This window comes from Rugosimonospora africana (assembly GCF_016862975.1).
Lineage (GTDB): Bacteria > Actinomycetota > Actinomycetes > Mycobacteriales > Micromonosporaceae > Rugosimonospora > Rugosimonospora africana.
Window position 1 is genome coordinate 16,168 of sequence record NZ_BONZ01000089.1, and the last position, 10,588, is coordinate 26,755.

Consider the following 10,588-nt stretch of genomic DNA (forward strand, 5'->3'; position numbering starts at 1 on the left):
AACCGGGCCACGGTCGACCGCGACGGCTCGGCCGGCCCGCGGGCGTCGCGGACCGCTAGTAGCCGCGGTCGCGGCGGTAGAGGTTGCGCATCGGGCGGCCGTCCAGGAAGCGGCGCAGGTTGTCGATGAACAGGTCGGTCAGCACCGCGTTTTCCTGCGCGGCCGTCGAGGCTGAGTGCGGCGAGACCAGGACGTTCGGCAGGTTCCACAGCGGCGAGCCGGCCGGCAGCGGTTCGTGCCGGAAGACGTCCAGCGCCGCGCCGAGCAGCCGGCCGGAACCGAGCGCCGCCGACAGCGCATCCTCGTCGACGACCTCACCGCGGGCGACGTTCACCACGATCGCGTCCTCCGGTAGCGCGGCCACCCGCGCGGCACCGATCAGGCCGCGGGTGGCGGGTGTCAGCGGGCAGGCGAGGACCAGGATGTCGGTGTCGGGCAGTACCGCGTCGAGGTCGTCGGTGCTGACCACCCGGTCGGCGTGGTCCACCCGGTACGCGTGACCCGGCCGGCCGACCCCGGTCACCCGCACGCCCAGCAGCCCGTACGCCTGGACCACCCGGCGCCCCACGGCGCCGAGGCCGACCACCGTCGCCCGGCGCCCGGCCAGCTGGCCGCTGACGTGCCGCTGCCAGTGGCGAGCCCGCTGGCGCTCGCGCAGCCCGGGGATGTCCTTGACGAAGAACAGCGCGCCGGCGACGGCGAACTCCGCCAGCGGCCCGGCGTGGATGCCGGCGGCCGTCGTCAGGACAAGGTCACCGGCGTCGAGTCCGTGCCGGCGCACGAAACCGCCGATGCCGGCACTGGTGCCCTGGACCCAGCGCAGGTTCGGCGCGCTGCCCGGCAGGTCGCCCGGGGCGCGCCAGTCGAAGTCGAACGAGACCTCGGCCCGGGCGAGCATGCCGGTCCACCGCCGCTCGTCGGCCGCGGTCAGCGCCGGTGGTACTCCCCCGTGGTCGTTGCGGTACCGGGGGCGGGGCAGCAGTTCGGGCGCGTACAGCAGCTGGCAGTCGACGCTGTCCCCGATCCGCTCGACGTGCTCCGGCTCGAGATAGGTGGCGATGAGGACGGCCGGGCCGCCGGTCACCGTTGCCCCGTCGCCGTCTGTGCCCTCGTCGCCTGAGCCGCCGCCGCGTCCGCCGTCGCGGCCCGGATCAGGTCGAGCGCGCGGGCCTGGGGTACCGAGTCGTCGGCGGCCCGGTGCCGGGGGCGGTGCTCACCGCGCAGTACCCCGTGGATGTGCTCGATCGCGTGCTGGAACGCGGTACCCTCGGCCGCCCCCCAGGTCTGCTCGCACCTTCCGCGTACCCACAGCTGGACGGTGTCCGTCGGCTCCGGATGGAACGGGTTGGTCACCCGCAGCTCCGCCTCGGTGCCGACGATCCGGGTGAACGTGGAGAACGGCCGACGCATCCCGGCCGACAGCACCAGCCGCCTTTCGGAGTCACCACGACCGCCTCCGCCAAAGCCCGGCTCCGGCTGCGCTCCCCCGGAGACACGGTGGGGGTGCTCGCCTCCGCCAAAGCCCGGCTCCGGCTGCGCTCCCCCGGAGAAGTCGACGACCGCCGCGACGTCGAGGTCGACTTCGGCGGTGCCGTAACCCATCGCGCCCACCGCGGCCCGCGGCTCGGCGTCGTACAGCAGCCGGGCGAGCCGCACCGGGTAGCACCCCACGTCGTAGAGCGCACCGCCGCCGTGCTCGGGCCGCAGCCGGATGTTGTCCGGGCTCTCGACGGTGAAGTGGAACTCCGAGCAGATCTCCCGCGGCGTCCCGATCCGGCCGCCGCCGATCAGCTCGCGCAGCAGGGCGGTCTGCGGGTGGAACGGGAACACGAACGACTCCCACAGCAGGGCGTCCGGGCCGGTCGTGGCGACCAGGTCCGCGGCGCCGACCTCGTCGAGCGTCAGCGGTTTCTCGCAGAGCACCGCCTTGCCTGCGGCGCAGGCCGCCGCCGCCCACGTCGCGTGCTGGTCGTTGGGCAGCGCGACGTACACCGCATCGACATCGCCGGCGGTGACCACGTCGGTGTACGAACCGCCGCGCTCCACCCCGTTGGACTTCGCCCACTCGGCCGCCCGGTCGGCGCTGCGGCTGCCGGCCACGACCGCCCGGCCGCCCGCGGCGGCAAGCGCCGGGAGGAACGCCTTGGCCGCGATGTTCGCGGTACCGATGACTCCCCACCGGATCGCCGGTGCCGCCTGCCGGTCGCCACCCAGGGTGCGTGAAATCTCAGTCATCCGATCCGCCTGTCGTCGAGGTTCGTCACCACGGATTGTCCGTTGCCCGGCCCGAGCCCCGGCCCCCGGCCTCCGCCCGGGCGAAAACGCGCGGTCCGATCCCCGCCAGACGCCGGCGCCCTTACGCCGCAGAGTGGAGTGGTGGCCCGCGACCCCGACCGTGGCCGGGCCCGACGACATCCCCTGTCTCAGGGAAATACAGGTATCACGGAAGGGTGGAACCGATGCACGTGGTCCCCGGTCTGAAGGTGCTCTACTTCGGGACCCCGGTGGTGCTCATCAGCTCACGCAACGAAGACGGCAGCGCCAACCTCGCGCCGATGTCCTCGGCGTGGTGGCTCGGCCAGTCCTGCATGCTCGGGCTGGGCAACAGCGGCCAGACCGGGAGGAACCTGCGGCGCGAGCGCGAATGCGTGCTCAACCTGCCCTCGGCGGCGATGGTCGGCGCGGTCGACCGCATCGCGATGACCACCGGCCGGCCGGACGTGCCGGATTACCGGGCACGGCAGGGCTACCGGTACGAGCCGGACAAGTTCGCCACTGCCGGGTTGACCGAGCAGCCGTCCGAGCTGGTCCGGCCGCCCCGGGTCGCGCAGTGCCCGATCCAGCTGGAGTGCCGGCTCGTCGCGGAGCACCCGTTCAGTGACTTCGCCACCGCGTACGAGGTCGAGGTGCTCCGCTCCCACGTGGAGGAGGAGCTGGTCATCCCGGGGACGCACTACGTCGACCCGGTGGGGTGGGACCCGCTCATCATGAAGTTCTGCGAGTTCTTCGGCGGCGGGGACAACCTGCACCCGTCGCGGTTGGCCGCCGGCTGGGAGATGCCGCACCAGTTGCAGCGCGCCTCAGCCTGAGCGGGTCACCTCCACGCAGCACTCGCCGGGTGCCGGGGCCAGCCGCGCCCGGCACCCGGCCCCCAGCCCGTCGACGAGGCCGTCGATGAAGGCGAGGTTGAGGCCGCACACCAGGGCCGGCTGCGTCTCCACGAGCGCGTGGAACGGGCAGTTGGCCAACCGGATCCGGTCGTCCACCGACACCGGGCGGTATCCGGCACCGGCCAGCGCACCGGGCAGGCCGGTGCCCGCCGCGCGTGCCCGGGCACCCAACTCCAGGCCGTACCGCCGGGCATGGCGCCGTACCGCGTCGTCGGCGTGTGCCGGATCCTCGGCGACCGCGTCGGCGAGGATCCGGGCCGCCAGCCCGTACTCCCGCTCCGGCAGCGACACCGCGACCTCGGTGCAGGCCGGCTCGTAGACCTTCGGGGCCCGGCCGCGCCCGCGTGGCTGGTCGGCGGGGGCTTCGTAGCGGGTGCGCAGCAGGCCGGCGACGGCCAGCTTGTCGAGGTGGAAGGCGGCCAGCCCGCGTGAGATGCCGAGCGCGTCGGCGGCCTCCTCCCGGGACACCGGGTGGGTGGCCCGCTGAACATACTCGAAGAGCGCGCGACGACCGTCGTCGGCGAGCGCCGCCATGGCATCCCAGGCCCCGGACACGAGCGCAGAATATCACTAGCGTTCGCTATTGAAAATGTTCCGGTCGCGGTGCAGCATCGGTGCCAGCACGATCCGACCGATGCCGACAACCCCCTCTGGAGGCGGCCGCGATGACGCTGGCGGACCACCGACCCGTTCCGACGCAGTCCGGCGACCGGCGCCGCGCGGCGGATCCGCTGCACGTGGTCGGGGACCACCCGTCGGCCGATCTGCCGGTCGCCGAGCGGGCCGCCGCCGACTTCCTCCGCGCGCTCGGGCTGGACCTCGACTCCGACGGGATGGCCGACACGCCGCGGCGGATGGCCGCCGCCTACGCCGAGCTGCTGACGCCGCGCGAGTTCAACCTGACCACGTTTCCCAACGAGGAGGGCTACGACGAGCTGGTGCTCGCCCGTGACATCCCGATCCGGTCGATGTGCGAGCACCACCTGCTGCCGTTCATCGGCGTCGCCCACGTGGGATACCTGCCCGCCGGCCGGATCCTCGGCCTGTCGAAGCTCGCCCGGGTGGTGGAGTTGTTCGCGCACGGGCCGCAGGTGCAGGAGCGGCTGACCAAGCAGATCGCGGACTGGCTGGACCGCCAGCTGAGCCCGCGCGGCGTCGGCGTGGTCATCGAGGCCGAGCACCTGTGCATGACGCTGCGCGGCGTTCAGGCCACCGGCAGCCGCACGCTGACCTCGGCGCTGACCGGCACGCTTCGGCAGGATCCGCGCTCGCGCGCCGAGTTCCTCACCCTGACCGGCGCGACCCGGTAGCGGCCGTCGACGCCGGCCCGCCCGCGAGGCCCGGGCCGCCGGGCCGGCGGGTGTAGTCGGGCAGCCGCATGTGCAGCAGTCCGAAGAAGGCGTCCGACAGCCCGGCGACCGGTGCCATGATCCAGTCGAACGTGAACTCGGTCAGGGACTCGGCGCCGTAACCACGGTCGCCGGCCTGGCCTGGCAGTACATACATGATCCCTCCAGGACTGGTTTCCCTCCCCCCAGACTCGCACCGATACGTGCACTGTGCAAACACTGTTTGGTGCATGAATCGCACCGGGACGGCCGAACCATTTCGTCAGACGTTCCCGGTCGGCGATGATGGCTGGGTGCCGAACACATCCGGGCAGCCGGCGACCGCGTCCCGGGAGAGCGTCATCGAAGCGCTGCTGACCGCGAGCCGCGCCATGGTGGCCATCGCCGGCCGGTCGCTCGCCGACGTCGACACCGAGGTCACCCTCCCCCAGTTCCGGGCGCTGGTCGTGCTCGCGGCCCGGGGCCCGCAACGCATCGTCGACATCGCCGCCGACCTCGGCGTCGCGCCGTCCACCGCGACCCGGATGTGCGACCGGCTGGTTCGCAAGGACCTCCTGCGCCGCTACCGCACCCCGGCCGACCGGCGCGAGGTGCGGCTGAGCCTCACGGCGGCCGGCCGCGCGCTGGTCCGCGACGTGACCCGGCGCCGGCGCGACGAACTCGCCCGGATCATCGACGCGATACCCGCCTCGGCGCACGCACACGTGACCACGGCACTGCAGGCGCTCAACAGCGCGGCCGGCGAGCTGCCCGAGCGCGACTGGTGGCTCGGCCCCGAGGAGGCGCCGGTGTCACCAGCGGTCGCGGTGGACGACCTCGTCGAACGGACGGCGGTCGGGCTTGGCGACCGGCCGTAGCGGGCGGTCGGCCGGGTAGCCGACGCCGAGCAGCAACGCGACCCGGTAGGGGCCGGGTACGCCGAGGATGCCGCGCGCCCGCTCCTGGTCGCCGACGGACGCGTGTCCCGTACCGATGCCCAGGTCGGCCGCCACGAGCATCATCGCCAGGGCCGCCTGGCCGAGGTCGAAGTAGTCGAGGACACGGGTTCCCTCGTCCGCGGTCTCCGGCAGGACGAGCGCGAAGGCGGCCTGCGCGCGGGCGATGTGCCCGGCGCTCTGCCAGACGGTCGACAGTTCGGCCAGCCGATCCGGGTCGGTGACGAGCACGAAGTCCCGGTGCTGGCGGTTGGACGCGGACGGGGCCCGCCGGCCGGCCTCGGCGATGCGGTCGAGGTCGGCGCCGGACACGACGGTGGAGCTGTACTCGCGGACGTTGCGGCGGGACCGCAGCGCATCCCAGGTTTCCACGCGGACCTCCCATCGGCAGGCGCGGCCTGTGGTCGACGCTGCCATTGTCGCCCGGAACCGGGCCCGCCCGCCGGAGATGCCGTCCCGGCGTCACCCTCCGGAACCCGGGTTCCCGGCCCGGCGTCCGCCCCCGAGTACCCGGCCCGGCATCAGCCCCCGGAACCCCGACCCGCCACGGAGAATCGGAGGCGCCGGGCCGTTGACTGACAACGGTCGATCCGGCACGCTCGACCGCGTCGCGAGCCGACCGGACCGGACGGGGATCTGCCCATGAGCCAGCAGGACGAGCGGGACGTCACGTCCGGAGTGGGCCTCACGGCGCTGGGTGCGGCCGGCGCCCGCGCGGTCGAGTCGACCAGGCCCGACCGGCTGGTCGAGGACCCGTACGCGGCGGCGTTCGTCCGCGCCCTGCCGTCCGCGATACCGCAGACCCTGCGCTGGCCGGCGGACGGCGAGATGCTGACCGATCAGGAAGCCATCCTCGTCGGCCTGTCCCCGTTCCTCGGCATGCGCACCCGATTCTTCGACGACGAGCTGACCGGCGCGGTCGACAGCGGCATACGGCAGGTGGTCGCCATCGCCGCGGGGCTGGACACTCGGGCGTTCCGACTCGCCCTGCCACCCGACCTGACGCTGTTCGAGATCGACCGGCCGGCCATGCTCGACTTCAAGGAGGCGGTGCTTCGCGAGGCCGGCGCGCAGGCCCGCTGCGACCGGCGGGTGATCGCCGCCGACCTGCGCGACGACTGGCCGGACGCACTGCGCGCCGCCGGTCTCGACGCCGGCCGGCCGACCGCCTGGTTCGCCGAGGGGTTGCTGCCGTACCTGCCGGCCGACGCGGAGGCGCGGCTGTTCGCGCACATCGACGAGCTGTCTCCCGCCGGCAGCCGGCTGGCCGTCGACCACGCGGTCGACGTCACCGGCCTGCTGACCGGCGGCGGCCTCTCCCGAGTCCAGGGCGACGCGGTCGACCTGAACAGCATCGTGCACTCCGACACGCGGCCGAGCCGGGCGGGCTGGCTGACCGGGCAGGGCTGGACCGTCACCGACGAACCGGCCGGCACCGTGGCCCGGCGGTACGGGCGGGTCCTGATCGATCCCCGGCTGCCCGAGGCGCCCGGCGGCGCCATGCCGGTCGGTGACTACATCTCGCTCCTGTCCGCCCATCGCGACCAACGCGGTGCCGAGTGACCCCGGACGGCCCGGACACGGCCGCCGAGGTTCGGGACACGGGTGTCGAGGCTCGGGACACGGCCGCCGAGGTTCGGAGCAACCGGGTCGCCTGGGAGGCCGCCTCCCAGAAGCACGTCCGGGAGTACGCGGATCACCTGCGCCAGGCGCGCGACGGCTCGTCCCTGTTTCCCCGGGAGCGGGAACTGCTCGAGCCGCTGCTGCGCTCCCGCCCCGAGGTCGTACACCTGCAGAGCGGGCACGGCCTGGATGACGTCGCCCTGGCGATGGCGGGCGCGGCATCGGTCGTCAGCGTCGACTTCAGCGAGGTGGCCGCGACCGCCGCCCAGCGCCGGGCCGACGAGCTGGGCGTGGCCTGCCGGTACCTCATCGCGCAGCTGCCCGGGGCGCCGCTGCGCGACGGGTGCGCGGACCTGGTCTACACCGGCAAGGGCGCGCTGATCTGGATGCCTGGGCCCGCGACGTGGCGCGCCTGCTCCGGCCGTCGGGCCACCTGTTCGTGTACGAAGCGCATCCGGCGGTACCGCTGTGGACGTGGGACGAGGACGAACCCCGGATCCGTGCCGACCGCGGCTACTTCCGGCGCAGCCACGTCAACGACACCTTCCCGGCCCGCGGTGCGGTGGAGTTCCAGGCGACGCTCGGGCAGATCGTGACCGCCGTGATCGGCGCCGGCCTTCAGCTCCGGTACCTGGAGGAGTACCCGGAGCCGTTCTGGCGCCCCGGCGACCTGTCCGCGGCGGCGTGGCGGGGCCGGCTGCCCAACGCGTTCGCCCTGGTCGCGTCGCGCCCCGGGTGACCCCGTCGCCGGCCGGTCGCCCGGCAGGACGGCGCCCTGCACCGGTCAGTCCACAATGGACGAAGCGGAGCCACCGATCAGCAGCCCGGCGGTACGCCGCTGCGCCGGGGTCGCCGTGTACGCGGTGACCGGGAACGGCGGCTGAGGGTCATACTCGATGGCCAGTTGAAGCGCCTCGGCGGTCTCGTCTCCGTGAATGAGCGCCGCCAGGCGCAGCGCCAGATCGATCCCGGCGCTGACCCCGGCGGCGGTGACCACGGTGCCGTCGACCACGATGCGCTCCGGCACCGGGACCGCGCCCAACGCGCGCAGGTGGTCCATCGCGATCCAGTGCGTCGTGGCCCGGCGGCCGGCGAGCACTCCGGCCGCGGCCAGTACCAGCGAGCCGCTGCACACCGACGTGGTCCAGGCGGCGCTGCCGTGGGCGGTGCGCACCCACGCCAGTAGGGCGTCGTCGTTCAGCGCCACCGCCGGGCTGCTGCTGCCCGGGACGAGGACGATGTCCGGACGCGGCAGCTCGTCCAGTGCCCGGTCGACGTGCAGGCCCAGACCCTCATCGGCACGGACCGGCCCCGGCCGGGTGCCGACGAAGTGCACCCGGGCGCCGGGCATCCGGCTCAGCACCTCGTACGGGCCGACCGCGTCGAGCGCGGTGACCCGGTCGTGCAGCAGGATCGCGATGTCCACGGGTGGAACTCCTCAGTCGAGCGGACCCGGTACCGGACCGGGTCCTGGTGTACCGGTGCGGAACCGCCGCCGGTATTCGGCGGGAGGCATCCCGAGCGCCGCGACGAACACCCGGCGCATCGTCTCCGCGCTGCCGAAGCCGCACGCGGCGGCGATGCGCTCCGCCGGGGTGTCGGACTCCTCGAGCCGGCGACGGGCCGCCTCCAGCCGCACCCGCTGCAGGTAGCGACCCGGGGTTGTGCCGGTCTGCTGCCGGAAGCTGCGGGCGAAGTGCCGCGGGCTCATCCGGGCCCGGCTCGCCATCGCGTCGACGGTCAGGTCGGCGCCGTAGTTGTCGCCCAGCCACCGCTGGAGCTCGCGCACCGGCGCGTGGTCCGCGTACTGGGTGGTCAACTGCACGCTGAACTGGGCCTGGTTTCCCGGACGGTGCAGGAACATGACGAGCCAGCGCGCGACGGTCAGCGCGGCGCGCCGGCCGAGGTCCGCCTCGACGAGGGCCAGTGCCAGGTCCATGCCGGCGGTCACCCCGGCCGAGGTGTAGACATCGCCGTCGTGGACGTAGATGGAGTCGGGATCGACCCGGACCGCCGGGTACCGTTCGGCCAGCCGGGCGCACGCCGACCAGTGCGTGGTGGCCCGGCGGCCGTCGAGCAGGCCGGCCTCGGCGAGCAGGAACGCGCCCGCGCACACCGAGGTGACCCGCCGGACCGAGGGCGCGTAGCCGCGCAGCCAGTCGACGATCCGCCGGTCGCCGAGCGGTTCCACGGCGGCCGCGCCGCCCGGGACGACCACGGTGTCGAGGCGGCCGGTGATGGCCGCCAGCGACGTGTCGGGCATGACCGTCATGCCGGCCGTGGTGCGAAACGGCCCGCCGTCCGGACTGGCCACCATCGGCCGGTAGCCGGGATCGGCGGAGCCGGTGCGGCTCACCCACTCGCAGGCGCCGGCGAACACGTCGAGCGGCCCGGTCAGGTCGAGCCCCTGAACCCCGTCGTAGCCGAGGAGAACCACCGGTCGCGCTGCCACGCGTACCAGTCTCGGATCCGGCCGCGGTGGCGGCAATGACGAAAGTCCCACAGATCCTGCCACCGCTGCGTCCACCGCTCGAGGGGCAGCGCCGGAGCCGGTGACCCGCACGGGGCCTAGGGTGGACGGCATGCCTGATCCCCTCTGGAACGTCGCGATCGTCGGACCCGGCGGAGTCGGCGGCCTGATCGGTGCCGTACTGGCCCGCGCCGGTCACCGGGTGATGTTCGTGGCCAGGCCCGAAACCGTCGACGCGTTGACGACCGGCGGACTCACTGTCCACAGTGGAAAGTTCGGCGACTTCCAGGTGCCGGCGACCGCGACAGCGCGGCTGAGCGGTCCGGTCGACGCCTGCGTGCTGGCGGTCAAGGCAACCGCGCTCGACGCCGCCCTGGAGCGGGTGCCGGCCGGCGCGTTGGGCGACGGGCTGGTGCTGCCGCTGCTCAACGGCGTCGAGCACCTGCCGCTGCTGCGCACCCGGTTCCCGGCCGCGCAGGTCGTCGCCGGCGCCATCCGGGTGGAGACGACCCGGGTCGCACCCGGCCGGATCGAGCACACCAGCCCGTTCTCCGGGATCGAGGTGGCCAGCGACACGGCACCGGGCGAGCGTGTCGAGGCGCTGGCGGCCCAGTTCCGGCGGGCCGGGCTCGACGTGACCGTCCGCGACGACGAGACCGCCGTACTCTGGGACAAGCTCGCGTTCCTGGCTCCGCTGGCCCTGCTCACCACGGCCGCGGGCGCCCCGGCCGGCACGATCCGGACGCAGTGGCGGGAAACCCTGGAGGCGGTCGTCGGCGAGATCGCCTCGGTGGCCACCGCCGCGGGCGCGCCGGTCGATCCGGCGACGATCCTGGGCATGTTCGACCGGGTACCGGCGGGCATGAAGTCCTCGATGCAACGCGACGCGGAGGCGGGCCGGGCCACCGAACTGGATGCCATCGGCACGGCCGTCCTGCGCGCGGCCGACCGGTACGGCCTCACCACACCGGTGACCGCGAGACTGGTCGACGAACTGAGCACCCGCGAGTCCGCCCGGCTGGCCGAATAGCGCCGCGGCGC

The 10,588-nt window shown here is 73.9% G+C and carries 14 protein-coding genes; 7 read left to right on the forward strand and 7 right to left on the reverse strand.

The features are described from left to right. Window positions 1–55: 55 nt before the first annotated feature. Window positions 56–1,084 carry a D-2-hydroxyacid dehydrogenase gene (locus Raf01_RS41055; protein WP_203923543.1) on the reverse strand — a complete coding sequence of 343 codons (1,029 nt, stop codon included), beginning with the start codon at window positions 1,082–1,084 and terminating at the stop codon, window positions 56–58. Beyond that, complete coding sequence (locus tag Raf01_RS41060) at window positions 1,081–2,235, reverse strand: Gfo/Idh/MocA family protein (protein ID WP_203923544.1); 1,155 nt, start codon at window positions 2,233–2,235, stop codon at window positions 1,081–1,083. Before Raf01_RS41060 ends, Raf01_RS41055 begins: the two co-directional genes overlap by 4 nt. A 224-nt stretch (window positions 2,236–2,459) precedes the next feature. Here Raf01_RS41060 and Raf01_RS41065 point away from each other — a divergent pair, with 224 nt between their 5' ends. Beyond that, window positions 2,460–3,089 (forward strand): flavin reductase family protein, encoded by a 630-nt coding sequence (locus Raf01_RS41065; RefSeq protein WP_203923545.1) that lies wholly within the window; start codon window positions 2,460–2,462, stop codon window positions 3,087–3,089. Here Raf01_RS41065 and Raf01_RS41070 read toward each other — a convergent pair. Further along, the gene (locus tag Raf01_RS41070; protein WP_203923546.1) at window positions 3,081–3,725 is read right to left on the reverse strand and encodes a helix-turn-helix transcriptional regulator; all 645 of its coding nucleotides are present in this window, start codon (window positions 3,723–3,725) and stop codon (window positions 3,081–3,083) included. The genes Raf01_RS41065 and Raf01_RS41070 overlap by 9 nt on opposite strands. Window positions 3,726–3,835: 110 nt before the next feature. Between Raf01_RS41070 and folE the strand changes: the two genes are divergently transcribed. Beyond that, entirely contained in the window at window positions 3,836–4,480 is a 645-nt protein-coding gene (gene folE, locus Raf01_RS41075; RefSeq protein ID WP_203923547.1) for a GTP cyclohydrolase I FolE, read from the forward strand. Here the strand turns inward: folE and Raf01_RS41080 are convergent. Beyond that, window positions 4,455–4,676: a hypothetical protein gene (locus tag Raf01_RS41080; RefSeq protein WP_203923548.1), complete on the reverse strand. Its 222-nt coding sequence runs from the start codon at window positions 4,674–4,676 to the stop codon at window positions 4,455–4,457. The two genes, folE and Raf01_RS41080, sit on opposite strands and share 26 nt — an antisense overlap. 136 nt (window positions 4,677–4,812) lie before the next feature. Here Raf01_RS41080 and Raf01_RS41085 point away from each other — a divergent pair, with 136 nt between their 5' ends. Beyond that, on the forward strand, window positions 4,813–5,376 hold the full coding sequence (locus Raf01_RS41085; protein WP_239134356.1) for a MarR family winged helix-turn-helix transcriptional regulator: 564 nt from the start codon (window positions 4,813–4,815) through the stop codon (window positions 5,374–5,376). Here the strand turns inward: Raf01_RS41085 and Raf01_RS41090 are convergent. Continuing rightward, the gene (locus Raf01_RS41090; RefSeq protein WP_203923550.1) at window positions 5,311–5,826 is read right to left on the reverse strand and encodes a nitroreductase family protein; all 516 of its coding nucleotides are present in this window, start codon (window positions 5,824–5,826) and stop codon (window positions 5,311–5,313) included. The two genes, Raf01_RS41085 and Raf01_RS41090, sit on opposite strands and share 66 nt — an antisense overlap. Before the next feature lie 270 nt (window positions 5,827–6,096). Between Raf01_RS41090 and Raf01_RS41095 the strand changes: the two genes are divergently transcribed. Genes Raf01_RS41095 through Raf01_RS41105 form a run of 3 tightly spaced genes read left to right on the forward strand, consistent with a single transcriptional unit; the run spans window position 6,097 to window position 7,816 of the window. Further along, entirely contained in the window at window positions 6,097–7,017 is a 921-nt protein-coding gene (locus Raf01_RS41095) for an SAM-dependent methyltransferase (RefSeq protein WP_203923551.1), read from the forward strand. Further along, a complete protein-coding gene (locus Raf01_RS41100) occupies window positions 7,014–7,673 on the forward strand; it encodes a class I SAM-dependent methyltransferase (RefSeq protein WP_203923552.1) in 660 nt (219 codons plus the stop codon). The genes Raf01_RS41095 and Raf01_RS41100 overlap by 4 nt, the downstream gene beginning before the upstream one ends. Continuing rightward, on the forward strand, window positions 7,670–7,816 hold the full coding sequence (locus Raf01_RS41105; RefSeq protein ID WP_203923553.1) for a hypothetical protein: 147 nt from the start codon (window positions 7,670–7,672) through the stop codon (window positions 7,814–7,816). The genes Raf01_RS41100 and Raf01_RS41105 overlap by 4 nt, the downstream gene beginning before the upstream one ends. 45 nt (window positions 7,817–7,861) lie before the next feature. Here the strand turns inward: Raf01_RS41105 and Raf01_RS41110 are convergent, their stop codons facing one another. Both Raf01_RS41110 and Raf01_RS41115 read right to left on the reverse strand, forming a co-directional pair. Continuing rightward, the gene (locus tag Raf01_RS41110) at window positions 7,862–8,503 is read right to left on the reverse strand and encodes a DJ-1/PfpI family protein (RefSeq protein ID WP_203923554.1); all 642 of its coding nucleotides are present in this window, start codon (window positions 8,501–8,503) and stop codon (window positions 7,862–7,864) included. Window positions 8,504–8,515: 12 nt separating this feature from the next. Continuing rightward, entirely contained in the window at window positions 8,516–9,529 is a 1,014-nt protein-coding gene (locus Raf01_RS41115; RefSeq protein ID WP_239134357.1) for a GlxA family transcriptional regulator, read from the reverse strand. Between the two features lie 130 nt (window positions 9,530–9,659). Here Raf01_RS41115 and Raf01_RS41120 point away from each other — a divergent pair, with 130 nt between their 5' ends. Then, window positions 9,660–10,577 carry a ketopantoate reductase family protein gene (locus Raf01_RS41120; RefSeq protein ID WP_203923556.1) on the forward strand — a complete coding sequence of 306 codons (918 nt, stop codon included), beginning with the start codon at window positions 9,660–9,662 and terminating at the stop codon, window positions 10,575–10,577. Window positions 10,578–10,588 lie beyond the last annotated feature (11 nt).